The following is a 25,525-nucleotide window of genomic DNA, read 5'->3' on the forward strand; positions in this document are numbered from 1 at the left end:
TGCCACAACCGGCCCTAGTCGCGCCAGCGCGTGTGTTCCATGATGCGGGGAATCCCGGCCGGACGGCTCCCGTCTCCCCATTGCGAGATGTCGGGAATCGTTGTCACGCGATGGCGGCGGCCGAGCAGGCTGAGGATGCTCTGGTCGTGGCGATGGTCGCGGAACTCCGGATAGTTCGGCAGGCCGCATTCGTTGGGCGCGTCGGTGATCAACCGGGCATCCTGGGAAAGCCGCAGCCATTGCGCGACGAAGTCCATGGTTTCAGGCCCGCGTTCGCACAGGATGAAGCTGCCCATGATCTGCGGCGCCTCGACGACATCGGGCCGGTCCAGCCCCATGAAGTGGAAACAGTCGCGCTTGGTCCAGACGCCGTTGCGGTGATCATCGCCCAGCGTGAACAGCAGGATCGGCAGATCGCGCCGCTGCCGGCAAATCTCGATCAGCGGATCGACGCTGTGGACGAAATGGGCGCCGCTGTCGCTGTAGAACAGGATGTCGCCGTCCTTCAGATCCTCGCGCAGCAACCGGTCGATGAAGTAAGGCTTCCACAGCCAATAGCCGGCCCCGCGCGGCTGGTCCAGCACATGCCGGTTCCGCGATGCGAAAGCGGCATCGATGCGCTGGCGCCCCATCATTGCGACGCCGTCGAATCCGCCGGTCTCCATGCCGGTCCTGCCATTGTATTTCTGCGCCGTCGTGAAGGCCCCGTCGGCATAATTCAACAGCACCCGCCTCATCGCTCCACCTCCCCCACATTCAAAGCCACGTTCAAAGACGGCTTTCGATCCATTCGGCCAGACGGTAGGCATCGAAGTGGAAATCTTCCGTGCCGAGGAAGGGCGGCGTGCTGCGATAGCGGCGGTAGGCGCCGTAATCATCGTCGACGGCCAGGATGGCATCGATGGCCTCCTCGTCGGAGGAGTATCGCGACACGTCGATGAAACTGCCGGCCGCGACATCGCGCAGGACGCCGGGATCGCCCCAATAGAGCGGCACCGCACCGGCCTGGAAAGCATCCAGGATCTTCTCGGTCAGATAGCCGGGATGGCTTGCGTTCTCGAAGGCGAAGGCGAAGCGGTAGCGGGAGAACACCCGGATTTTCGGCAGCCAGCCCATCTTCACCACGCTGCCGGTGTTGTTCAGCAGCCAGCCCACCGACTCCACATGGCGCCGGGTGCTCAGCATGTGGAAGAAGTCGTTGCGGCGGGTGCAGTTGGGGTTCTTGTAGAGGAAGGCGCAGAATTTCCGCTCCGCGGCCTCCTCCCGCGTCGGCGGCACGGGCGGCAGGACGGAGTGGCAGAAATACGGCGCCGCTCCTTCGCGCAGATGGTCGTAGGCATGCATGACGTAGAGCGGCAGCCGGAAATGCCGGGGATCGTCGATGCGGTCGAACGACACCGACATGTCGACGCCGTCGAGCGGCGGCCGCACATTCTCCCCGGTGAAGAACATCGACCGGGCCGTCCGCGCTTCCCGGTGGCGGGTGCCGAACACCGAGACGATGGCGAGGTCGCTGTCGTTCCCGACCACCGACACCTCGAAGCGGGCGGACAGGATTTCCACGAAGAAGTTCGCGGAGGGATCGAACTCCGGCCAGAAATCGAAGAAGGCGACCTTCAGGCGCGGCTTCGCCCCGCGCCGGCCGCCGTCCGGTCCCTGCAGAAGGAAGCGGTCCAGAACCGCCGGATCCCTGTTGGGGGTGTCGAGGAACTCCGACAGGAAGCCGCCGGTCCGCTGGTCGATCATGCCGAAGACGCTCCCGCGCGTGCTGACTGCCGCAAGCGGCCCGCCCCCCGGACAAGCTCGGCGAACACACCGTAATTTTGCCCCCGCCAGGTTGCCAGCGGTAAATTCGGGAGCCGGCGCCGAGGAGACTTCCCCCCGGCGAAACCGGTTCGCGGTTGCACACGGCGCATGTGAGCGGTCCTTGACCGCACGGCCCGCGCCGCTAATATCCGGCGCCATGGACGTCTCCTTGCGGATCCCGATGATGATGCGCGCTCCTGCGCATCGCACGCGAATTACCGGCCCGGCTCTCTGAGGAGGGCCGGGATAGAGACCTGCTGTGTACCGGGTGGCCTCATCGCCGCCCGACGGTAATGCTTTCCCCCAGGGATCCGATATGACCCGCGATTACAAATCGACCGTCTTCCTGCCACGCACCGACTTCCCCATGCGCGGCGGCCTGCCGACCAAGGAGCCCGAGCTGCTGAAGCGCTGGGCCGAGATGGACCTGTTCGGCAAGCTGCGCGCCGGCGCCAAGGGCCGCAAGAAGTTCGTGCTGCATGACGGCCCGCCCTACGCCAACGGCAACATCCACATCGGCCATGCCGTCAACAAGATCCTGAAGGACGTCATCGTCCGCTTCCGCCAGATGCAGGGCTTCGACGCCGACTATGTCCCCGGCTGGGACTGCCACGGCCTGCCCATCGAGTGGAAGATCGAGGAAAAGTACCGCAAGGCCGGCAAGAACAAGGATGACGTGCCGCTCATCCAGTTCCGCGCCGAATGCCGCCAGTTCGCCGAGGAGTGGGTCGGCATCCAGGCCGCCGAGTTCCGCCGTCTGGGCGTGGAGGGCGACTGGAAGCAGCCCTACGCCACCATGACCTTCCCGGCCGAGGCGCAGATCGTCCGCGAAATCCACAAGTTCGCGGTGAACGGCGGCCTCTACAAGGGCTTCAAGCCGGTGATGTGGTCGGTGGTCGAGAAGACCGCGCTGGCCGATGCCGAGGTCGAATACCACGACCACACCTCCACCACCGTCTTCGCCCGCTTCCCCGTCTGGGGATCGTCGGCGCCGGAGGTGGACGAAGCCAGCATCGTCATCTGGACGACCACCCCCTGGACCCTGCCGGGCAACCGCGCCATCGCCTATGGCGATGAGATCGAATACGCGACCTTCAAGGTCACGGCGGTCGCCGAGGGCAGCAAGGCGGTGGTCGGCGAGCGCCTCGTGCTCGCCACCACGCTGGCGGAGAGCGTGCTGAAGGAGACCGGCATCACCGAGTGGAAGCAGCTGCACCGCTTCCCCGGCTCGCGTCTCGCCGGCACCTATTGCCGCCACCCGCTGAACGGCAAGGGCTACGATTTCAAGGTGCCGCTGCTGGCCGGCGACTTCGTGACCACCGATGCCGGTTCGGGCTTCGTCCACATCGCCCCCGGCCATGGCGAGGACGACTTCCGCCTGGGCCAGGCCAACAACATCGAGGTGCCGCAGACGGTGGGCGAGGACGGGCGCTACTACGCCCATGTGCCGCTGTTCGCCGGGCTGGCCGTCTACACCGACCAGGGCAAGACCGGCCCCGCCAACAAGGCGGTGCTGGAGGCGTTCGAAGAATGCGGGTCGCTGCTGGCCAGCAACCGCATCAAGCACAGCTATCCGCACAGCTGGCGCTCCAAGGCGCCGCTGATCTTCCGCACCACGCCGCAGTGGTTCATCTCGATGGAGACGAACGACCTGCGCAAGGTGGCCTTGCAGGCGATCTCCGACACCCGCTGGGTCCCATCGCAGGGCGAGAACCGCATCCGCTCGATGATCGAGAGCCGCCCGGACTGGTGCATCAGCCGCCAGCGCGCCTGGGGCGTGCCGATCGCGCTGTTCGTCCGCAAGTCGACCGGCGAGATCCTGCGCGACGAGGCGGTGTTCGCCCGCATCGCCGACATCTTCCAGCAGGAGGGCGCCGACGCCTGGTTCGCCCGCGACCCGCAGGACTTCCTCGGCAACTCCTATGCCGCCGAGGATTTCGAGCAGGTCAGGGACATCGTCGACGTCTGGTTCGAGTCGGGCTCCTCGCACGCCTTCGTGCTGGAACAGCGGCTGGAGGAGCTGGCCTGGCCGGCCGACCTCTATCTGGAAGGCTCCGACCAGCATCGCGGCTGGTTCCACTCCTCGCTGCTGGAAAGCTGCGGCACGCGCGGCCGGGCGCCCTACAACGCGGTGCTGACCCACGGCTTCGTGCTCGACGAGCAGGGCCGCAAGATGTCCAAGTCGCTGGGCAACGTGGTGGCCCCGCAGGAGGTCTGCGACCAGTATGGTGCCGACATCCTGCGCCTGTGGATCATCAACTCCGACTATTCGGAGGATCTCCGCATCGGCAAGGAGATCATCAAGACCCAGGCCGACCTCTACCGCCGCCTGCGCAACACGCTGCGCTACCTGCTGGGCGCGCTCGCCGACTACACCCCGGCCGAGCGGATCGACGCCGCCGAGATGCCGGAGCTGGAGCGCTGGGTCCTGCACCGCCTGTCGGAGCTGGACACGCTGGTCCGCGAGAAGGTCGAGGCCTACGACTTCCACGCCCTGTTCGTGGCCCTGCACAACTTCTGTGCGGTGGAGCTGTCGGCCTTCTACTTCGACGTCCGCAAGGACAGCCTCTATTGCGACGCCGTCGACTCGGTGCGACGCCGGTCGGTGCGGACGGTGATGGAGCATCTGTTCTCCAACCTGACCGCCTGGCTCGCGCCCATCCTCTGCTTCACCGCGGAAGAGGCCTGGCTCGCCCGGCCGGAAGGCCTGACCGAGGGTGCGGGCTGGACCGACGAGAGCGTGCATCTGCGCGGCTTCCCGGAGGTGCCGGCGGAGTGGCGCAACGACGCGCTGGCATCCAAGTGGGAGGCGGTGCGCACCGTCCGCCGCGTCGTCACCGGCGCCCTGGAGCTGGAGCGCGCCAACAAGGCCATCGGCTCGTCCCTCCAGGCCGATCCGACCGTCTTCGTCGACTCCGCGACCAAGGCCCTGCTGGCCGATGTCGACTTCCAGGACGTCTGCATCACCTCGGCCATCGAGGTGACGGACGCCGCGGCGCCGGAGGGGGCCTTCACCCTGCCCGACGTCCCCGGCATCGCCGTCGCCCCGGCTCTGGCCGACGGCGAGAAGTGCGAGCGCTGCTGGAAGGTCCTGGAGGAGGTCGGCACGGTCCATGACCATCCGACGCTCTGCATCCGCTGCTCCGACGCGGTGGCATGACGCGTCGAGCCACATCCGCGGCTCTATCCCCTCTCCCCCCCGCTTTCGCGCAAACTCCGTTTGCGCTGACGCGGCAGGCGGACCTCCGGTCCGCTGAAAGCGGGGAGAGGGTTAGGGTGAGGGGGTTCGGGCTGCCGGACGCTCCTCACCGCGCATCCCTCTCACCCCGACCCTCTCCCAAGCGGGGAGAGGAAGGATGTATGGCCACATGAACGCCTTCGTCGCCAACCAATCCCGGTCCTACTGGCTGTTCGGGCTGATCGTCGCCGTGCTGGTGGTGGTCCTCGACCAGGGCAGCAAGTGGTGGATCCTCGAGCAGGTCATGCAGCCGGTGCCGCATGTCATCGAGGTGACCCCCTTCTTCAACCTCGTGCTGGTGTGGAACTACGGCGTCAGCTTCGGCACCTTCGCCAGCGGCGGGGCGCTGATGCCCTACATCCTGAGCGCCATCGCCGCGGTGATCGCCGTCTGTCTGGTCTTCTGGCTGCGACAGGCGGAACGCCGTCTGATCGCCCTGGCGCTGGGCTTCATCATCGGCGGGGCGGTCGGCAACGTGGCCGACCGGATGCTGCATGGGGCGGTGGTCGATTTCCTCGATTTCCATGTCGGCGGCTGGCATTTCTGGGCCTTCAACGTGGCCGACAGCGGAATCAGCGTCGGCGTCGTGCTGCTGCTGATCGACGGACTGTTCGCGGGCCGCGAAAAGTCGTAAGAGTTCCGTCGCCGGTGGCGTTATAACCGCCGGCGAGCGCTGACCATGCGGCCTCGACCTTCGGGCCGGGTCGCTACGACGTGACAGACGACGGGATCCTCCGAACGTGACCAGCATCTCCTCCGCCCTCTCCTTCCCCCGGACTCGGCTCCCGCTCATCGGGCTGGCGCTTGCGGCGTTGACGCTCGCCGGCTGCTCGGATGTGCGCCGGTCCATCGGTCTCGACCGCCAGAGCCCCGACGAGTTCTCCGTCGTTTCCCGCGCTCCGCTGACCCTGCCGCCCAGCATGCAGGACCTGCCGAAGCCGCGCCCGGGTGCCGCCCGTCCGCAGGACAGCACCCCGACCCAGATGGCCGCCGGCGCCGTGTTCGGCGGCTCCTCGCGCGGCGCCAAGGCTGCGGCCGGCGCAACGGCGGGCGAGAAGTCGCTGGTCGCCCAGGCTTCGGCCCGCGACGGCATCGACCCGAACATCCGCGCCAAGGTCGATCAGGAAACCACCCAGCTGATCGTCGCCGACAAGAGCTGGATCGATTCGCTCCTGTTCTGGCAGACCCAGCAGCCGCCCGTCTCCGTCGTCGACCCGGCCAAGGAGCAGCAGCGCCTGCGCGAGGCCCAGGCCCAGGGCAAGGCGTTGGACGGTGCCGCCACCCCGACGATCGAGCGCAAGCGCAAGGCGCCGCTGGAAGGCCTGTTCTAAGCGCAGGCGGTTCCTTCGGTCTTGTCCAAGACGCGACATCACACCAGTTTCCGGGGGCGCCCTTCCCAGCGAAGGGCGCCCTTTCGATTCGGTCCTCCTGATCCGGGAGCCCTCATGCCCGCCTGCATTCCAGCCCGCCGCCTCGCCGCGGCAGGACTTCTCGCCTTGACGATGACCGTCGCGGCGCCCCTGGCACCGATTCCGCTCGGCACGCTGCTCGCCCCCCTGCCCGCCCATGCGGCGGAAAAGGGGGTGTTCTTCCCCGAAAGCTTCACCCTGTCCAACGGCATGCAGGTGGTGGTCATCCCGAACCACCGCGTACCGGTCGTGACCCACATGGTCTGGTACAAGGTGGGCGCCGCCGACGAGGAGCGCGGCCAGTCCGGCATCGCCCATTTCCTCGAACATTTGATGTTCAAGGGGACCGATGCGATCCAGCCCGGCGAGTTCAGCCGGATCATCGCCAAGAACGGCGGGCGCGACAACGCCTTCACCAGCTACGACTACACGGCCTATTACCAGAACGTCGCCCGCGACCGGCTGGAGATGGTGATGCGGATGGAGTCGGACCGCATGTCGAACCTCAAGCTGACCGACGCGGTGGTCTATCCCGAACGCGACGTCATCATCGAGGAACGGCGCCAGCGCATCGAGAACGAGCCGGCCGACCGCATCGGCGAGCAGATCAACGCCACCCTGTTCGTCCACCACCCCTACGGCACCCCGGTGATCGGCTGGCCGCAGGAGATGTCGGCGCTGACGCGGGAGATGGCCGAGCGCTTCTACAAGACGTGGTACACGCCCAACAACGCCATCCTGGTGGTGTCCGGCGACGTCACCGCGGCGGAGTTGAAGCCGCTGGCCGAGCGCTATTACGGCGCCATCGCCGCCCGCCCGGTGCCGGAGCGCAAGCGGGTCACCGAACCGCCGCTGACCTCCTCCCGTCAGGTGGTCCTGCGTGACGACGAGGTGCGGCAGCCCTCGGTCCGCCGCATCTGGACCGCCCCGTCCTACCGCATCGACCAGACCGGCCAGGCCTATGCCTTGCAGGTGCTGGCCGAGATCATGAGCGGCGGCACCACGTCGCGCCTCTACCGCAGTCTGGTGGTGGACCAGAAGCTCGCCACCTCGGCCTGGCTCGGCTACGGGCCGACCGCCTGGGACATGGCGACGCTCAGCGTCGGCGCCAGCCCGGCCGCCGGCGTGCCGATGGACAAGCTCGAATCGGCGCTGTGGGCCGAGGTCGACAAGCTGCTGAAATCCGGCGTGACGGAGGAGGAGGTCGCCACCGCGCGCAAGCGCATGCTGGCCTCCGCGGCCTATGCCCGCGACAGCCTGACCGGGCCGGCGCAGACGCTGGGTGCGGCGCTCGCCACCGGCCAGAGCATCGACGACGTGGAGAACTGGCCGGTGCGCATCGACGCCGTCACCGCCGATCAGGTCAACGCCGCCGCCCGCGCCGTGCTGAGCCAGACCAACCACGTCACCGGCCTGCTGCTGCCCCCGACCGGAAAGGACAGTTGAGGATGAGCGTGTTTCACGATGTTTCATCCGCCCGCGGACTTCCCTCCGTCCGCCTGGCGGTCGTGGCGTTCTTCCTGACGGCCGCCACCCTTCTCTCACCCGCCCAGGCCATGGACATCAAGCGGGTGGTGAGCCCCGGTGGGATCGAGGCTTGGCTGGTCGAGGACCACAAGGTGCCGGTCCTGGCGCTGGAATGGGTCTTCGAGGGAGCCGGCGGCACCGACCCCAAGGGCAAGGAGGGGCTGGCGAACATTGCCTCCACCATGCTGGACGAGGGTGCCGGTCCGTACGATTCCCAGACCTTCCAGGCACGCCTGCAGGACAAGGCCATCGCGCTCGGCTTCGAGTCCGGGCGCGACGGCTTCAGCGGCTCGATGCGCACCCTGGCCGACAACCGTGACGAGGCGCTGGAGCTGACCCGCCTCGCCCTGACCGAGCCGCATTTCGCGCCCGAGGCGCTGGACCGCATGCGCGCTTCGGTGATGGCCAGCCTCAGGCGCGATCTTGCCGACCCCAACTATGTCGCGCGGCGCCAGTTCTACGCCACCGCCTTCCCCGACCACCCCTATGGCGGCGAGAGTCGCGGCAGCCTGGAAAGCCTGCCGGCCATCACGCCTGACGACCTGCGCGCCTTCGTGAAGGGGCAGTTTGGCCGCGACCGGCTGGTGGTGGCAGCGACCGGCGACATCTCGCCGGAAGACTTGGGCAAGGCGCTGGACACCGTGTTCGGCGGGCTGCCGGCCAAGACCGAGGCAAAGCCGATTCCCGACGTGACGATGTCCGGGCTGGGCCAGACCATCCTGCTGCCGCGCCCGACCGCGCAGACCGTCATGCTGATGGGCCAGCCCGGCGTGAAGCGCGACGATCCCGACTGGTACGCCGCCACGGTGATGAACTATGTGCTGGGCGGCGGCGGCTTCGGCTCGCGCCTGATGGAAGAGGTGCGCGAGAAGCGCGGGCTCAGCTATGGCGTCTACAGCTACCTGATCCCGATGGACCACACCGCACTGGTGATGGCGGGCGGCTCCACCGTCAACGCCAAGGCGGGTCAGGCGCTGGACATCATCCGCCAGGAATGGGCGCGCATGGCCAAGGACGGGCTGACCGACCAGGAGATGGCCGACGCCAAGACCTACCTGACCGGCTCCTTCCCGCTGCAACTCGGTTCGACCCAGGCCATCGCCCGCATCCTGTTGCAGGTGAAGCGCGACAAGCTGGGCATCGACTATCTGAACCAGCGCGACCGCTACATCAACGCGGTGAGCCAGGAGGACATCAAGCGGGTCGCCCGGCGCCTGCTCGACCCGGCCAAGCTGCTGACCGTGCTGGTCGGCAAGCCGGAGGGCGTGACGCCGACGCGGACCATCGAAGGCGGAAGCTGAGGCGCGGGCCCCGACGGGGCAGCCATCGCCAACGGCGGCGCGGCGTGCCGTAAGTACCGCGCCGCCCGACCGCCGGGCCGAGTCCGCGGTCGCGCCCTAGAGTCTGTCTGATGCTTATTGAAGCACCAGACAGACTCTAGGCTTTCGGTTTTCCATGCGATTCACGCTTCAAGCGATTCCGCTTGAACCGATCACACTCTAGTAACGGGTGTTGTACATGTTTTCCGCGAGAAAATTGTAGTTCTCCGCGTTCTTGCTGGCCATCTCGGGCCTGTTGGCGGCCAGCCATTGCACGTTCGCCGCTCCATAGGCCCCCTGCCCCGCATTCGGCGCGCCCGGCGGCATCACCTGATCAATGATCAGCTTGTTGGCCCGGTGCGCAAGCTCATGGATCAGGGTGTTGACCTTGCCATTGTCGGAGTCGGTGAAGAAGTTGTTGCACAGGACGACGACCAGTGGCGTCGCACCGACCCCCACCTGGGTGTAGGCGATCCAGGTCGGATTGGAATAGCAGGTGTTCGGCGGAGGAACCGGCGGCGCCGCGGTCTGGCAATCGGCCTGGACCTTCCCGTTGTCGAGATAGCCGTTGATGCCGCTGTAGGCGCCTTTCACCAAGCTCGGCACCGGGTCGGCAAACTGGCCCATCCAGGTCGTGAAGGTGGTGTAGGCCGGCGGCTTGCGGTTCTTCACGTAATCGAAGGATCCGATTGTCTTGCTCACCCAGCTGAAGGCGGTGCGCCGGGCGTTCTGAATGGCGGCCTTCTGGCCCTGGGTGCAGCTGTTCTGGATGATCCAGTCGGCGGCATGGGCCGAAGTCGCCGCCGTTGCACACAGCGCAGCGCCCAGAAATGCCGCACCGAATATTTTGGTGGAAAGCACCAACCGAATCATACTGGACCTCCATATGTATTAAAGGAACCATGTCGCGTGAAATTATCGCGCTCATCAGTATTGGCATCGATAATATGCATTAAAAAGAATCAAAATGATTCATTTAATACTTATAAACGTATGCGATTAACTGAGCCGGAATGTCGATCCGCCAGCTTCAATGAAGCGGACAAACGGCTTGCGACCAGGGCATCGGCTGGCACGCATAGGCGGATCGGCGGTGGCGTCAGCAGCATTTTGGGCCGTGGTGGTCGCGGAGTGTCGGTGCTAGGCTCCCCGCACACCCCGAAGAGGGGCCGCGTCAAAGGACCGCTGACGTCAAGGAGTCCAAAGCATCATGACCGCGCCGACCCGCTCTCCCGCCCATACACAGGCTTGGGCCGCCCTCGCCCAACACCGCCAGGACATGGCCGGCACGCACATGCGCGACCTGTTCGCTGCCGATCCCAGCCGGTTCAAAGCCTTCTCGATGGAAGCCGCGGGGCTGTTCCTCGACTATTCGAAGAACCGCATCACCCAGGACACGGTCCGCCTGCTGCTCGACCTCGCCCGCCAGCAGGATGTGGAAGGCGCGCGTGCCCGCATGTTCGGCGGCGAGCCGATCAACCTGACGGAAAAGCGCGCGGTCCTGCACACGGCGCTCCGCAACCGCTCCAACCGCGCCGTCACCGTCGATGGCCGCGACGTGATGCCGGGCGTGCGTGCGGTGCTGGAGCGGATGGACGCCTTCGCCAATTCGGTGCGCGACGGCGAGTGGCGCGGCTATACCGGCCAGCCGATCACCGACGTGGTGAACATCGGCATCGGCGGCTCCGACCTCGGTCCCGTCATGGCGACGGAGGCGCTGAAGCCCTTCGCCCATGCCCATGTCGCGCTGCATTACGTCTCCAACGTCGACGGCACCCATCTGGCCGAACAGCTGAAGTGGCTGGATCCGGAGACGACGCTGTTCGTCATCGCGTCCAAGACCTTCACGACGCAGGAGACGCTGACCAACGCCCATTCCGCCCGCCGCTGGTTCCTGGAGACCGCGCAGGACGAGGCGCATGTCGCCAAGCACTTCGTCGCCGTCTCCACCAACGAGGCGGAGGTGCGCAAGTTCGGCATCGACCCGGCCAACATGTTCGGCTTCTGGGACTGGGTCGGCGGCCGCTATTCGCTGTGGTCGGCCATCGGCCTGCCGATCATGATCGCCATCGGCCCGGAGCGCTTCGCCGAGATGCTGGCCGGCGCCCATGCGATGGACGAGCATTTCCAGACCGCGCCGCTTGAGCGCAACATGCCGGTGCTGTTGGCCTTGCTGGGCGTCTGGTACCGCAATTTCTGGGACGCCTCGTCCTACGCGGTGCTGCCCTACGACCAGTATCTGCACCGCTTCCCCGCCTATCTCCAGCAGCTGGACATGGAGAGCAACGGCAAGTCGGTGACCCGCGGCGGCGAGCCGGTGGACTACCAGACCGGCCCGGTGCTGTTCGGCGAGCCCGGCACCAACGGCCAGCACGCCTTCTACCAGCTGATCCACCAGGGCACCTCGCTGATCCCCTGCGACTTCGTGGCGGCGGCGACCAGCCACAACCCGATCGGGGCCGAGGCCGGCGCCCATCACCGCATCCTGCTGTCCAACGTCTTCGCCCAGACCGAGGCGCTGATGCGCGGCAAGACCGCCGACGAGGTGCGGGCGGAGATGACCAGGGCCGGCAAGCCGGCGGATGAGGTGGAGGCGCTGGTCCCCCACCGCGTCTTCCCCGGCAACCGCCCGTCCAACACCATCCTGATGCAGAGCCTGACCCCGGCGACGCTGGGCGCCCTGATCGCGCTGTACGAGCACAAGGTCTTCGTCCAGGGCATCGTCTGGGACATCAACAGCTTCGACCAGTGGGGCGTCGAGCTGGGCAAGCAGCTCGCCAACACCATCCTGCCGGAGATGGAAGCCGGGCCGGCAGAGGGCGCGCATGACAGCTCCACCACCGGCCTGATGGCATGGTGGCGGGCGCATCAGTAAGGGCAAACTCGCGTCACGCCCAATAATTGTATGTATACGAACGCTATCGGGCGGAGCAGACTCCCTCCGATGGCGTTCGGAACATTGTGGCTTCGCTCCGGTTGAAGAGGGAAACGGTCCATGCACCATCCAACTTCAGCGGAGCAGCCCCATGTCCACCCGTTTACGCCTCGCCATCCTGATCTACGGCATGATCCAGGGTGTGGTCTTCGGCATCGGCACCGTCCTGGTCCTGGGCATCCCCAGCTTTTCCGAGCAGGCGATGACGCTGATGCCGACCGTGGTGATCCTCAGCGTCATCCTTGCCGCTCCCATCGCCTGGTTCATGGCGCCGCGGCTGCGGCTGCGCTTCTGGCAGCAGCGGGAGCGCCAGCAGGCGCCGCGCCGCGTCACCCTGTCCTGACCGCTCAGCCTGCCGCCTCTTCCGCGACCATGCCGAAAAGCCAGTCGCGGAAGGCGCGCATGGTCGGCGTCTCCGGCCGCGACTTCAGCGAGGTCAGCCAATAGGCGCCCTTGCAGACGGTGACGGCGAAGGGCTGCTCGATCAGCCCCACGGCCAGCGGACGGCGGAACATCGCCACCGGGGCCAATGCCACCCCGGCCCCCTGGATCGCCGCCTCCACCATCAGCGAGGAGGAGTCGAAGACCGGCCCCTTGACCGCCGGCATCGCCGCCGGCTCCACCCCGGCGGCAGCGAACCAGCCCGGCCATTCGTCGGACCGGTAGGAGCGCAGCAGGGTCTCGCGCCCGACATCGGCGGGCTCACGCAGCCGCCGGGCGATCTCCGGTGCGCACAGCACCGACAGCGGCGCGTCGAACAGAGGAACGGCCTCGGTGCCGTGCCACGCGCCGTCACCGAAGCGGATGGCGTAGTCCAGCCCCTCCGCCGCGATGTCGACGCGGTTGTTGTTGGTGGACAGGCGCAAATCGACGAAGGGATGCGCCTCGCGGAAGCGCGTCAGCCGCGGCAGCAGCCAGCCGACGGCGAAGGTGCCGACGGCGCCGACCGTCAAAACCTCGCGGAACCGCCCGCCCTCGAACTGGTCGAGCAGACCGCCGATGCGGTCGAACGCCTCCTCCAGCGTCGGCAGCAGCGCCCTCCCCTCGTCGGTCAGGGCGAGACCGCGCGGCAGGCGATGGAACAGGCTGGCGCCCAGCCGCTCCTCCAGCAGTTTGACCTGATGGCTGACGGCGGCCTGGGTCACGCACAGCTCGATGGCCGCGCGGGTGAAGCTGAGATGCCGCGCCGACGCCTCGAAGGCACGCAGGGCGTTCAGCGGCAGATAGGGGCGGACCAAAATTTCCCCCGGACGATGCGTGATGCCGGTGGGCGTGCTAGCACCGAATGGGGGGCGGGCTCCAGGGGGATGTGGGGGGCGTCGGTCGATGCCGCCCCCCCCACAAATCGCTCACCGCCCCGTCAGCACCTTGCGGGTGTGCAGCGCGATCATCCGTTCCTCGTCGGTCGGGATGACATAAACCGGCAGGCGGCTGCCGGGGGTCGAGATCTTCGTCGCATTGGCTTCGTTGGCCGCCGCGTCGATGTCCACCCCCATCCAGGCCAGCTTGTCGCCGACCCGCGCCCGCACCGGGGCGGAGCGTTCGCCGATGCCGGCGGTGAACACCAGCGCATCGACACCGCCCATCGAGGCGGACAGCGCGCCGGTCTCCTTGGCGATGCGGAAGCAGAACAGCTCCACCGCCTCCTGCGCATGCGGGTCGCTGCTGTCGAGCAAGGCGCGCATGTCGTTGGAGATGCCGGACACGCCGAGCAGGCCGGACTTGTTGTACAGCATCTTCTCGATGGCGCCGGCATCCATGCCCTTGCGCATCAGGTAGATCAGCACGCCGGGGTCGATGGTGCCGCAGCGGGTGCCCATCGGCAGGCCGTCCAGCGCGGTGAAGCCCATGGTGCTGTCGACGCTGCGCCCGCCATGGATGGCGCACATGCTGGCGCCGCTGCCGAGATGGGCGACGACCACCCGCGAATCGCTGAGGTCCGGCGCGATCTCCGGCAGCCGGCGGGAGATGTACTCGTAGGACAGGCCGTGGAAGCCGTAGCGCCGCACGCCCTCCTCGGTCAGTTCCCGCGGAATGGCGAAGGTCTGGGCCTGCCAGGGCTGGTTGCGGTGGAAGGCGGTGTCGAAGCAGGCGACCTGCGGCAGCTCCGGATGCGCCTCGGCCAGCGCACGGATGGCGGCGAGGTTGTGCGGCTGGTGCAGCGGGGCGAGCGGGACCAGACCGTCCAGCTCGTCCAGCACGGCGGGGGTCAGCAGCACCGGGGCGGCATGGCGGACGCCGCCATGCACCACCCGGTGCCCGGCGGCGATCAGCGTCGCCCCGTCCAGCCGCTCCTCGATCCAGTCGAGCAGGTAGGACAGCAGGGCGGTGCGGTCACTGGCCTCACCGGCACCCCAGCTCTTTTCGGCGAGCGGACGGCGCTGGGCGTCCTTGGCCTCGAACACCGGCTGGGTGCCGATGCCCGAGATCTGGCCGTTGATCGTGACCACCGGATCCCCGCCGCCATGATCCCGGAACACCGAGAATTTCAGGCTGGAGGAGCCGGCATTGATGACGAGGATCGCGTTGGACATGGCGTCGGACCTTCTTACTCGGCCGCGGGGGCGGCACCGCGGCGGCGCGCGGCGGCAGAGAGGACGGCCACGGCGCAGGACGCCAGACGGGTGCGCACATTGTCGGCGCGGCTGGTCAGGATGATCGGCACCCGGGCGCCGAGCACGATGCCGGCGGCATCCGCATGGGCCAGGAAGGACAGCTGCTTGGCCAGCATGTTGCCGGCCTCCAGATCGGGGACCAGCAGGATGTCGGCCTGACCGGCCACCTCGGACTTGATGCCCTTGGTGATGGCGGCTTCGCGGCTGATGGCGTTGTCGAAGGCCAGCGGGCCGTCGAGGATGCCGCCGGTGATCTGGCCGCGGTCGGCCATCTTGCAGAGCGCTGCGGCCTCCAGCGTCGAGGCGATCTTGGTGTTGATGGTCTCGACCGCCGACAGGATGGCGACGCGCGGCACCTCGGTGCCCAGCACCTTGGCGAGGTCGATGGCGTTCTGCACGATGCTGACCTTGTCCTCCAGCGTCGGGTAGATGTTGATCGCCGCATCGGTGATCAGCAGCGGCCGCGGGTAGGTCGGGACGTTCATCACGAAGACGTGGCTCAGGCGGCGGCCGGTGCGCAGGCCGGTCTCCTTCCTCACCACCTCGCCCATCAGCTCGTCGGTGTGCAGGCTGCCCTTCATCACCGCCTCGCACTCGCCGGTGCGGGCAAGCCGCACGCCGGTCTCGGCCGAGGCATGGCTGTGGGCGACGTCGACGATGCGGTAGCGCGAGATGTCGAGGCCACAGGCGTCGGCGACCGACCGGATCTTCGATTCCGGACCGACCAGCACCGGGTCGATCAGGTTCGCTTCGGCAGCCTCGACGGCGCCGCGCAGCGAGCTTTCGTCGCAGGGATGGACGACGGCGGTCGGCACCGGCGGCAGCGACTCGCACTTCTTCAGCATCAGCTCGTGGCCGTCATGGCGGATGACCTGCACCTGCGGCAGTTCCGCCGCGGCGCGGCACACCTTCTCGGTCGGGGCGATCACCTCGGCCACGCCGGTCGCGACCGTCCGGCCGTCCTGGTTGAGGCACAGGCAGTCGAAGACCACCGTCTTGCGCGCCGCATCCTTGGACCTGGCGGTAACGGTCACGGTGACGATGTCGCCCAGCAGGACCGGACGTTCGAAGCGCAAATCCTGGCCGACATAGACGGTGCCGGGGCCGGGCAGCAGGGTGCCGAGGACGGCGGAGATCAGCGAGCCCGACCACATGCCGTGGCCGACCACCTTGTGGTCGACGGCGTAATCCTCGTCCACATGGGACGGGTTGAGGTCGCCGGACACCGTCGCGAACAGCTCGATGTCGGACATGGTCAGACGGCGCGACAGGCTCGCCTGCTGGCCGATGCGGATTTCCTCGAACGTGACGTTTTCGATCATGGGGCTGCCGTTCTTGCCGGTCGGAACGATGCCGCTGCGACCCGCCGGGGCGGCGGAGGGGGCGGCGATGGCGGTGTCCATACTAGAATGCTCCTGAAAAGGATCGCGGCGCCCGACCAACGGACCCCGCCGGAATGGCGAAGACCCGAATGCCGGTGACCGGACCGGATGCCCGTTGGCCGGGGCATCCGTCGCGGCGGCAGGCCGTATCCTCCCAAGTCCGGTTCCCGTCGCCGCCGGCGCCCTTGCCGGGCAGGCCATGGCGACCGGCCGAACTCCGTCTTGTTGGGTTCCTTCGAAACGGAACCTTCGCTTTCCAAGCTTTTCCAAAGGACTGTGCTTGTGCGGAAGCAATAGCCCCTATGGCGAAGGGGCCCAATGACCTACATCAATAAAGTTTCCAAGCCATTGTTGCAGTTGGGTTACTGGGATCGTTTCGGTTCAGTGAGCAGACGCAGCATAACCGAAACTTGCGCAGACCAGGACGGAAAAAGCGGACCGGCCTGCGGAACTGCCACCATTGCGCGCTGCAAAATGGAGGAAGACGGCGGACCGCTCAGTCGGCGGCGGCGCAGCAGGAGCATTGCTGTGCCACGACCGGAATGCTGACGGCGAACATGGTGCCGCGCCCCACCCGCGACCGCACGGTGACGGGATGGTCCAGCATCTCGGCCATGCGGCGGACGATCGACAGTCCCAGGCCGAGCCCGCGGCCGCTGTCGCGCTGGTCGGTGCCGCAGCGGTAGAAATCCTCGAAGATCGCAGCCATTTCCGCCTCGGCGATGCCGGGACCGGTGTCCCATACCTCGATGGACAGGCGCATCCCGCCATCGGCGGTGGACCGGCGCCGGCAGCCCAGCAGGATCCGCCCTTCCGTGGTGTAGCGCAGGGCGTTGACCAGCAGGTTGCGCACCATCCGCTCCAGCAGGATCGGATCGCTCTTCACGCGGACGGAACAGGAAACCATCCGCAGCAGAAGCCCGCGGTCGATGGCCTGATCGCCGATCTCCACCGCCAGACGGCTCAGGATGTCCTGCACGTCGAATTCGACGACCCGCGGCTTGACGTTGCCGACCTCCAGCGCGGAGGTGTCGAGCAGGGTGGACAGCAGCGTGTTGCCGGCGGTCAGCGCCTCTCCCAGCTTGTTCGCCACCTCCACCTGATGGGGATCGTCCAGCTTGGACATCAGGATGTGGTGGAACAGGCTCATCGCCTGGAAGGGCTGGCGCAGGTCGTGGCTGGCGGCGGCCAGGAAGCGGCTCTTGGCCTGGTTGGCCCGCTCCGCCTCGGCATGGGCGCGGGCCAGCGCCTCGCGGATGTCGGCCGACTCCGTCACGTCGATGGCGGCGCAGATGACGCCGGCCACCGCCCCCGTCTCGTCCCGCATCGGCTCCACCGACAGGTCGAGCACCCGGCGGCTGCCGCAATAGGTCAGCTCCAGTTCGCATCGGGTCCCGACCCCGCTTTCCATCACGGACCGCTTGAGAGCGACCGTCCGCGCCGCCTCCTCCGGCGGGAACAGATCGCCGTCGGTCCGGCCGATCATGCGCTCCGGATTCAGATCCATGCGCGGGCAGTAAATCCACAGGTGCCGCAGATCCCGGTCCTGGCTGAACAGCGTCACCTTGGAATAGCGCAGAGCCATCCGGAACCGTTCCTCGCTCTCGCGCAGGGCACGGGCCATGGCGGCGCGGGCGCGCGCCTCGGTCTGGAGCAGGCGCCGGGTCCTCCCCTCGCGCAGGACATAGGCGGCGCCGCCGGCAGTCAGCAGAAGCCCGCCGATCAGCATCGTCCAAGCCAGCCGGTCTTCCACGCTGAACAGCCGCGCCGGGCTCGGAACCACATGGAGCCGCCACACCCGGCCGCCATAGGCGATGTCGCGGACGATGGCGTACGGCGCCGCCGGGCCGGTCAGCTGCTCCACGGTGAGTGCATCGACCGGCGGGTGCGGCAGCTCGCCGGGACGGCCGATCGCCCCCTCGGCGGCCAGCAGCCGCGATGGTCCGGAGGTCGTCTGGCCCGGCGGCTCCAGCAGATAGGCATCGCCGACGCTCAGCCCGACCCGGCGGACCGAATCGCGCAGCAGCTGCCCGACATCGAAGCTGGTCCACAGGAAGCCGGTCAGCACATCGCAGACGAGGCGCCCACCGGCGTAGGGACGGCCGTCGTCGGGATCGACCTCGCGGGAATAGACCGGCAGATAGATCAGCACGGACCTCCTGCCCAGCTCATACCTCAGCGGCTCGCCGCCGGCCGCGACGATGCGGTTGGCGGTGCAGGAGCGGGCCAGCACGTCGCGCTGGCCGGGAAGGGTGGCCATGTCCAGTCCGACCAGCCCGGCGGCGGACCGCGGTTCGGCCAGCACAGTGACGAACCGGGCGGCGGCAAGCTGCCCGGCGGAAGAATCGCCGGCACCGCCATCGGACTCCGCGCTCCCCCCGCCACCGGCGGTGCGGACGGCGAAGGAACCGTGGCCGGCCGCGCGCATGGCGCGCTCCAGCAGCGGAACGTCCCGTTCGGCGATCCGGCGCGCCCAGGCGACGGCATGCAGGTTGGGGTAAAGCGGCAGCAGCGGTTCGACGGCCGACGCGAAGCTCGCCTCCGTGACCGGAGCCGGACCGGCCATCGGACCGCTGAGCGCGCGCAGAAGCACGCTCTGATCCTCGAAATCAGACTTCAGCTGGTCATGGAGCTGGATGGCCTGGCGGTCGGCCAGAGCAAGTTCCGCTCCGCGGGTGGCGCTCCTGATCATCAGAAAGGCCGAAAAAGACAGGAACATTCCGGCGATGACGATCACCGCCAGTTTCCCGGTCCGTCCCCCTTCCCGATAACGCCGGTTCATCCGAACGCCCTCCACCCAATCCGTTCGAACAGCGAGTGCTCAAACCAATCATAGCGAAGGCAAGACATAAAAAGGTATGCGAAACTTGAAATTCAAACGAAAGGAGGATAGCGATCTAACCATTGGTAGGGAAAAGGACTATTGCATTGAGAAGAATGGGCGAAACTCTGTCGCACTTCGCAGCATACCCTCGACCTCTGTTTCAGAAATGTCATTGCACCGCACAAAACCACGATAGTTTCGACACTCTATCTTCTGCATACTTCTCCTGAACCCCTCCAGAGACCGTCTGATCTTTGTTATCAAAGCGGATCATGCCCGAGCAGGCGGACGACGGCGGTACGCAGGGCAAGCGGGGCCACCGGCTTGTGCAACAGCGGATAGCCGGACAGCCGCGCCTCGCGCAGCCGCTTTGGATCGGTGTCGCCGGTCAGGATCATTCCCGGAACCGGACGGTCGAACAGCTTGACGATCTGCCGGATCGCGACGATGCCGTTGGCTGCTCCCTTCAGCCGCAGATCGGAAATGATCAGGTGGAAGTGTTCGGGTGCCGGGCCGAGCCGCTCGACCGCCATGTCGTAGGAGTCCGCGCCGACGACACTGCATCCCCATTGCCCGAGCAGCGCCTCCAGCGCCGCCAGCACCATGGGGTCGTCCTCGATCACCAGGATGCGGGTGCGGCTGATGTCGGTTGTGCCGCCATCGGACGCCGATGACCCGGTTGCCGCGCTCTCCGCCTGTGCGGAGGCGTCCGCCCCTTCGGCCCCATGTTCGACGGATATCGGGACAAGGACGGCGAAGACGGTGCCCCGCCCCTCCTCGGCGCAGACCTCCAGCCCGAGGCCGAGCTTGCGGGCGAGGCCACGCACGAGGGTCAGGTCAAGGCCGAGCGCCCCTCCCCCCTCCCCGACCGGCTTCGCCAGTTCGGTCCGCAGGCCCGCCAGCCGCTGCGACGACAGGCCACGGCCGCTGTCCCACACCTCGACGCGCAGGCAGTCGCCGCGCAGGCGGCAGCCCAGCAGAACGCGGCCCCGCACCGTGCCGCGCAGGGCATTGGCGACCAGCCCGTGCAGCAGGCGTTCCAGCAGTGCGGAGTCGGTCCGCACCATCGCCGAACAGGGCATCACGGAGAAGCGCAGACCGCGGTCGGCGAAGCGCGGCGCCACCTCCAGCGCCAGACGCATCAGGACGCCATTCACCGCGTGGGTGCGGATGTCCGGCTCCATCAGGCCGCTTTCCAGGCGGACAAGGTCGAAATGGCCATCGACCATGCTGCGCATCGACTCCACCGCCTGGGCCATCGAGCGCAGCAGGTCGCGCCCCTCCCCAAACCGGCTTTCCGCCACTCTGCTTTCCACCACCCCTGCATCCAGCCGGCCATCCAGCGTGCCGATGAGCAGCGAGAGTGCGGCCAAAGGCTGGCGAAGGTCATGGCTCGCCGCCGCGAACAGCCTGTCGGCCGGATCGGGCATCCGCCGGACCGCAGGGGAGCCGGCATTCGCAGAGATGGAAGAGGCCGACAGCTCGAACCGCCACACTATCCCCCCGCCGGCAAGCCGCAGCACCTTGCGGTCGGGCACCATGTGCGGTCCGGCGGACGGGAACAGGCTGGTCTCCAGTTCGTCGGCCGGCATGCCGGCGGTCAGGCGTCCGGCCAGCAGCGGGAGGACCGCTGCCGCAGGCGTCCAGTCGGCGAGCCGTCCATCGGTCCCGAACACCAGAAGGGCCGGCCCCGCGCTGCCGGCGTCGTCGTGGCTGCCGTTCACCGTCACACCTGCATCCCAAACCTCATGCTCCGATAGGACTAGAGACTATGGAAGGCACGGCCCGTTGCAAAGCCCGCCATTGGGCAGATGGAACGCGAAGATCATAACGGTCACCTCAATCAAACCTTTCGTTGCTTTTTCGGTAAACCCTATGCATTGAAAGGACTTCCCACCTCGCTTGTTACAATTCGACAAATATTCGGTGACTTATTTGATTCGGCCTTCAGCGTTTTTTAGGAATAGGCCGCAATGATCGCCCGATGGATTGCGACACGCAGACTTGCGCCGACGCCGGGCGGGGCGGGACCGCGGCCGGGGAACTCCCGCCTGCCGATCCTCTGCGGCTCGCCATGCTGCATCTGCCCGACGCGGTTGCATTGCTCAAGGCGCACCACGACTGCACAGGCGCGCTGACCGACCTGGAATGGCTGTCCGCCAACCCGGCGGCGGAGCGGCTGATGGGCATCGCCCCACTGACGGGCCGGCGGCTGCGCGGCGGCGGCATCGATGCCGCCTGCCCCGGCCTGTTCGCCGCCCTGGCCGATGCCCTGCACGGCCCGGTGGAGCGCACTGTCGCGGCGCGGCATGGCACGACGCCGGTGCGCTGGCGGGTATCGGCCGGCCCTGTGGCCGGCGGGTTGTGCGCCGTACTGACCGACCTTGGCCCCGAAGCGCCGACGGTGGCCGAGGCTCTGGCCGAAAGCCTGACCGCAGCGCTCGAGCACAGTGCGGAAAGCTTCGCCCTGTTCGACCATGAGGACCGGCTGGTCCATGCCAACGGCCGGCTGAAGAGGGATTTGCCCGATGTGGCCGACCGGCTGGTTCCCGGCGTTTCGTTCGAGGAGCTGGCCAACCGCTTTGCCCTGACCGACCCGCGCCTGACCACCGACGAGGAGCGCCGCGCCTGGGTGGCGGTACGGCTGGAGCGCCATCGCCGCCTGGAGCCGCCGGTGGTCGTGCCCCTGCCCGACGGACGCTGGCTGCTCAGCCGCGAACATGCGGTGCCGGGCGGCGTACTGGTCCACTACACCGACGTCACCACGCTGAAACTGAACGAGGAGCGGCTGCGCATCCGCGAGGCGGAGGCCCGAACCGCCCGCGCCGAGGCGGAAAGCGCCAGCCGCGCCAAGAGCGCCTTCCTGGCCCAGATGAGCCACGAACTGCGGACACCGTTGAACGCCGTCCTCGGCTTTTCGGAGATGCTGCTGTCCGAGGCGTTCGGGCCGCTGGGCAACCCCCGCTACCGCAGCTATGCCGGCGACATCCGCGATGCGGGAACCCATCTGCTGGCGCTGATCGACGACATCCTGGAACTGTCGCGCCTGGATGGCGGCGGCATGCCGATGGCCGAGGAGGGGGTGGACCTCGACATGCTGTCGCTGCGCGTCGTCTCCGCCCTGCAGGAGGTGGCGAAGGAAGGCGACGTGCATTTGCGCCGGGAGGTACCGGCCGACCTGCCGCTTCTGCAGGGCGACGCCCAGGCGCTGACCCAGATGCTGACCAATCTGCTGTCGAACGCCGTCACCCACACCCGTCCCGGCGGCGAGGTGATGCTGACCGCGCATCTGATGCCGGACGGCGGGATCGGGCTGATGGTGGCCGATACCGGCGTGGGCATCCCGAGCGCCGAGCTTCCGCGCATCCTCCACCCGTTCGAACCGCCGGACTCCACCATCGCCCGCAACTCCCGCGGGACAGGGCTGGGGCTGCCCATCGTCAAGCGGCTGGTCGAGATGCATGGCGGACGGATGGAGCTGACCAGCCAGCCCGGCGTCGGCACCGCGGTCGTGCTGGTCTTCCCCGCCGACCGCAGCCTGCCGCGCGACCGCTGCCGCCCGGCGCCCCTGCCTCCGGTCATTCTGCCCAGCTGACTCTGCCAAACCATTTCTGCCGAGCTAATTTCGCCGCGCCGACTGCCGGCATCCACCTTTTGCCCCTTGGCGGGGGCGGGACGACAGGTCATTGTGGGCCGCATGTTCCCTACACGTTCCCGTTTCGATGGTGGCACCGCGTCATGAGCGACGACATTGCCGTTCCGGTTTCCGACAACGAGGCCAGCTTCCCGGCTGTGGGCGCGCCGCCGATCTTCCGCGGCGTCCGGCGGGCGCTGGCGACGCGCGGCTATGCCAGCCTGATTGAATTCCGTTTGGCGAGCGGCCGGCGGGCCGACGTGCTCGCCATCGACGAGGCCGGCACCATCCTGATCGTCGAGGTGAAGAGCGGTGTGCCCGATTTCCGCTCCGACCAGAAATGGCAGGAGTATCGCGAATGGTGCGATGCTTTCTATTTCGCGGTGGATGACGGCTTCCCGACCGAACTGATCCCGGAGGATTGCGGCTTGATCGTCGCCGACGCCTACGGCGCCGAAGTCCTGCGCGAGGCTCCGGTCGCCAAGCTGGCCGCCGCCCGCCGCAAGACCCTGCTCCTGCGCGCCGCGATGACGGGCGCCGGCCGTCTGCACCGGATCGAGGATCCAATGTTTACCCAATCCTCGCCGACCGTGTGACCCGGCCACCCGACCGCGGGGATGCGGAAGGGCACGGAACCGGCTAGACTGCGGCCACCACATCAACCGGGAAGAGCGGACCGGCATGCCGGCGGACCAGATGGGCGCAGCACATCCCTTGCACATCCTGCTGGCGGAGGACGAGACGGTCACCCGCCTTGCCGCCCGCGTCCTGCTGGAGCGCGCCGGCCATCGGGTGGTGGCGGTGGAGGACGGACAGGCCGCCGTCGCCGCCGCTGCGACCGATGCTTTCGACCTGATCCTGATGGATCTCGGCCTGCCCGGCCTGCCGGGCGACGAGGCGGTCCGCGCCATCCGGCACCAGTCCGGCGGCGGCACACCCCGCATCCTGATGCTGACCGCCAGCGCCACCGGCGAAGGCCAGGACCGCTGTGACGGCTGCGGCGCCGATGGAACGCTGATCAAGCCGCTGCGGCTCGACGCCCTGCTGGCGGCGCTGAGCCGGGGAGCGCAGGCCAGGACGCCGGCAGCCGACCCGGCTTCTGAACCGGCGTTCGACGAGCGCGCCATCGGGACGATGCAGGAGATGCTGCCCGCCGCCCGCGTCGCCGAACTGATCGACAAGACGGTGGCGGTGCTGCGCCAGCACGGACAGACGCTGGACGAGGCGCTGAAAAACGGGGACCGGACGACCGCCGGGGCGATGGCCCATAAGATCGCCGGCGTGTCCGGGCAATATGGCTGCGTCGCCCTGCGACGGGCCGCACGCGCTCTTGAGAAGGATCTGGAGGAAGCGGGCGCCGATACGGGCGGCCAAGCCGGTGAATTGGCCGGCATGCTGACGCCGGCGCTTGAATTCCTGGAACGCTGCGCTGCCGCGGCGCGGGGATAACTTACCCCGGCCGGCGGCAGTCGGCGCCGTCCTTTAGCCCCGCTCGCCGGGCGAAACGGCGACGCAGTGATGACCGTGCTTGGTCAGGACGGCGCAGGCCTTGCGGGCATCCTTCTCGTCCAGTCCGGTCAGGCGGGCACGGTAGACGGTGTCCTTGCCGGTCTTGGCCTCGACCACGCTGGCCTTGGCGGTGCGCAGCAGGAAAGGGGCCTGCTTGACGGCCTGCGACACCGCCTTGTTGCCCGCCGCCTTGCTGGAGAAGGCGCCGACCTGAACGCCCCAATGCGAGGGGCTGCCGCCACGGGTGGACTTCTCCTCACGGGCCGGCGCGGCGGGGATCGCCGCCGGAACCGCCGCGGTCTGCAGCGAGGCGCGGACCGGCTTGGCCTTGACCTCGACCTCCTCGTCGTCATCGTCCCCTTCGCCGTCGATGGCGTCGGACCGGGTGGTGTCGAGGCTCGCCATCACCGGCGCATCGTCACGGCCCCGGTTGGGCCGGCCGAAGGCCTGGTCGAGCAGCGCCGCCATCCTGTTGTCGCGCGATACGGCAGACTTGCCGCCCAGCACGACGCCGACCAGACGCCGCCCGTCCCGCACCGCCGAGGCGGCGAGGTTGAAGCCGGACGCCACGGTATAGCCGGTCTTGATGCCGTCCATGCCCTCGTAGCGGGACATCAGGTGGTTGTGGTTGGCCAGGGTGCGGCCGCCATAGACGAAGTTGCGGCGGCTGAAATAGGGGTAATATTTCGCGTGGTCGCGCATCAGCGCGCGCGACAGGAAGGAATAGTCGCGGGCGGTCGTCACCTGCTCCATGTTCGGCAGGCCGGAGGCGTTGCGGTAGACGGTGTGCCGCATGCCCAGTTCACGGGCCTTGCGCGTCATCATCTCGGCGAAGCGCGACTCGGTGCCGCCCAGCGCCTCCGCCAGCACCACGGCGGCGTCGTTGGCCGACTTGGTGACGAGGCCGAGGATCGCCGTCTCCACCTTCAGAGTCTGGCCGGCGCGCAGGCCGAGCTTGGTCGGCGTCATGCTCTCCGCCCAGGACGAGACCGGCAACTGCTGGTCGAGGGTCAGCCGACCGTCCTCCAGCGCGTCGAAGGTCAAATAGAGCGTCATCATCTTGGTCAGCGACGCCGGATGAGTGATCGCATCGGCGTCCTGGTCGATCAGCACCTGCCCGGTGCGGGCATCGACCACGATGGCGGCGGCCTTGGCCGCCAGCGCCTCGGCCGCGGACAGGCCGGACCCGACAGCCACCATCCCCAGCAGCGCAGCCGCCGCGAGCAGATGGCGACCCATACCCGCCGAACTCCGCCCGCCGGCCGTATCCGCCGCGCGAAAGGCGAACGGAAACAATCCGTTACGAACGGTGTTGCGCGTTACACTC

19 protein-coding genes are annotated in these 25,525 nt (G+C 67.8%); 10 read left to right on the forward strand and 9 right to left on the reverse strand.

Annotated elements, in window-relative coordinates; all coding sequences use genetic code 11:
- Positions 1-14: 14 nt before the first annotated feature.
- Both VH569_RS06505 and VH569_RS06510 read right to left on the reverse strand, forming a co-directional pair.
- Entirely contained in the window at positions 15-737 is a 723-nt protein-coding gene (locus VH569_RS06505; RefSeq protein ID WP_423314640.1) for a hypothetical protein, read from the reverse strand.
- Positions 738-768: 31 nt separating this feature from the next.
- Complete coding sequence (locus VH569_RS06510) at positions 769-1,746, reverse strand: glycosyltransferase family 10 domain-containing protein (RefSeq protein ID WP_423314641.1); 978 nt, start codon at positions 1,744-1,746, stop codon at positions 769-771.
- 376 nt (positions 1,747-2,122) lie between these two features.
- Here VH569_RS06510 and ileS point away from each other — a divergent pair, with 376 nt between their 5' ends.
- From ileS to VH569_RS06535, 5 genes are all read left to right on the forward strand, one after another.
- A complete protein-coding gene (ileS, locus tag VH569_RS06515; RefSeq protein WP_423314642.1) occupies positions 2,123-4,966 on the forward strand; it encodes an isoleucine--tRNA ligase in 2,844 nt (947 codons plus the stop codon).
- A gap of 196 nt (positions 4,967-5,162) precedes the next feature.
- Positions 5,163-5,678 carry a signal peptidase II gene (gene lspA, locus VH569_RS06520; RefSeq protein WP_423314643.1) on the forward strand — a complete coding sequence of 172 codons (516 nt, stop codon included), beginning with the start codon at positions 5,163-5,165 and terminating at the stop codon, positions 5,676-5,678.
- 106 nt (positions 5,679-5,784) lie between these two features.
- Positions 5,785-6,375: a DUF3035 domain-containing protein gene (locus tag VH569_RS06525; protein ID WP_109049863.1), complete on the forward strand. Its 591-nt coding sequence runs from the start codon at positions 5,785-5,787 to the stop codon at positions 6,373-6,375.
- Positions 6,376-6,489: 114 nt separating this feature from the next.
- On the forward strand, positions 6,490-7,899 hold the full coding sequence (locus VH569_RS06530) for a M16 family metallopeptidase (RefSeq protein ID WP_423314644.1): 1,410 nt from the start codon (positions 6,490-6,492) through the stop codon (positions 7,897-7,899).
- Between the two features lie 2 nt (positions 7,900-7,901).
- A complete protein-coding gene (locus VH569_RS06535; protein ID WP_423314645.1) occupies positions 7,902-9,281 on the forward strand; it encodes a M16 family metallopeptidase in 1,380 nt (459 codons plus the stop codon).
- 198 nt (positions 9,282-9,479) lie between these two features.
- On the opposite strand, the gene VH569_RS06540 is transcribed toward VH569_RS06535, so the two are convergent.
- Positions 9,480-10,160 carry a M35 family metallo-endopeptidase gene (locus tag VH569_RS06540; RefSeq protein ID WP_423314646.1) on the reverse strand — a complete coding sequence of 227 codons (681 nt, stop codon included), beginning with the start codon at positions 10,158-10,160 and terminating at the stop codon, positions 9,480-9,482.
- 349 nt (positions 10,161-10,509) lie between these two features.
- Here VH569_RS06540 and pgi point away from each other — a divergent pair, with 349 nt between their 5' ends.
- Together pgi and VH569_RS06550 are read left to right on the forward strand one after the other, a co-directional pair.
- On the forward strand, positions 10,510-12,174 hold the full coding sequence (gene pgi, locus VH569_RS06545) for a glucose-6-phosphate isomerase (protein ID WP_423314647.1): 1,665 nt from the start codon (positions 10,510-10,512) through the stop codon (positions 12,172-12,174).
- Positions 12,175-12,325: 151 nt separating this feature from the next.
- Complete coding sequence (locus VH569_RS06550; RefSeq protein ID WP_109445327.1) at positions 12,326-12,577, forward strand: hypothetical protein; 252 nt, start codon at positions 12,326-12,328, stop codon at positions 12,575-12,577.
- Between the two features lie 4 nt (positions 12,578-12,581).
- Here the strand turns inward: VH569_RS06550 and VH569_RS06555 are convergent, their stop codons facing one another.
- From VH569_RS06555 to VH569_RS06575, 5 genes are all read right to left on the reverse strand, one after another.
- On the reverse strand, positions 12,582-13,472 hold the full coding sequence (locus VH569_RS06555; protein WP_423314648.1) for a LysR substrate-binding domain-containing protein: 891 nt from the start codon (positions 13,470-13,472) through the stop codon (positions 12,582-12,584).
- Between the two features lie 111 nt (positions 13,473-13,583).
- The gene (locus tag VH569_RS06560) at positions 13,584-14,768 is read right to left on the reverse strand and encodes an acetate/propionate family kinase (RefSeq protein ID WP_109049870.1); all 1,185 of its coding nucleotides are present in this window, start codon (positions 14,766-14,768) and stop codon (positions 13,584-13,586) included.
- Positions 14,769-14,782: 14 nt separating this feature from the next.
- The gene (locus VH569_RS06565; protein WP_423314803.1) at positions 14,783-16,171 is read right to left on the reverse strand and encodes a bifunctional enoyl-CoA hydratase/phosphate acetyltransferase; all 1,389 of its coding nucleotides are present in this window, start codon (positions 16,169-16,171) and stop codon (positions 14,783-14,785) included.
- 556 nt (positions 16,172-16,727) lie between these two features.
- Entirely contained in the window at positions 16,728-19,013 is a 2,286-nt protein-coding gene (locus VH569_RS06570; RefSeq protein ID WP_423314649.1) for an ATP-binding protein, read from the reverse strand.
- Positions 19,014-19,315: 302 nt separating this feature from the next.
- Positions 19,316-20,785: a hybrid sensor histidine kinase/response regulator gene (locus tag VH569_RS06575; protein WP_423314650.1), complete on the reverse strand. Its 1,470-nt coding sequence runs from the start codon at positions 20,783-20,785 to the stop codon at positions 19,316-19,318.
- A gap of 254 nt (positions 20,786-21,039) precedes the next feature.
- On the opposite strand from VH569_RS06575, the gene VH569_RS06580 reads away from it, so the two are divergent.
- The 3 genes from VH569_RS06580 (at position 21,040) to VH569_RS06590 (ending at position 24,138) form a co-directional block, all read left to right on the forward strand.
- A complete protein-coding gene (locus VH569_RS06580) occupies positions 21,040-22,650 on the forward strand; it encodes an ATP-binding protein (protein ID WP_423314651.1) in 1,611 nt (536 codons plus the stop codon).
- A gap of 143 nt (positions 22,651-22,793) precedes the next feature.
- Complete coding sequence (locus tag VH569_RS06585) at positions 22,794-23,285, forward strand: MmcB family DNA repair protein (RefSeq protein WP_423314652.1); 492 nt, start codon at positions 22,794-22,796, stop codon at positions 23,283-23,285.
- Between the two features lie 85 nt (positions 23,286-23,370).
- Positions 23,371-24,138 (forward strand): Hpt domain-containing response regulator, encoded by a 768-nt coding sequence (locus VH569_RS06590; RefSeq protein ID WP_423314653.1) that lies wholly within the window; start codon positions 23,371-23,373, stop codon positions 24,136-24,138.
- A gap of 33 nt (positions 24,139-24,171) precedes the next feature.
- Here the strand turns inward: VH569_RS06590 and VH569_RS06595 are convergent, their stop codons facing one another.
- The gene (locus tag VH569_RS06595) at positions 24,172-25,437 is read right to left on the reverse strand and encodes a D-alanyl-D-alanine carboxypeptidase (RefSeq protein WP_423314654.1); all 1,266 of its coding nucleotides are present in this window, start codon (positions 25,435-25,437) and stop codon (positions 24,172-24,174) included.
- Positions 25,438-25,525: the final 88 nt, after the last annotated feature.

The sequence above is a fragment of the Azospirillum sp. 11R-A genome (assembly GCF_049472615.1).
Lineage (GTDB): Bacteria > Pseudomonadota > Alphaproteobacteria > Azospirillales > Azospirillaceae > Azospirillum > Azospirillum palustre.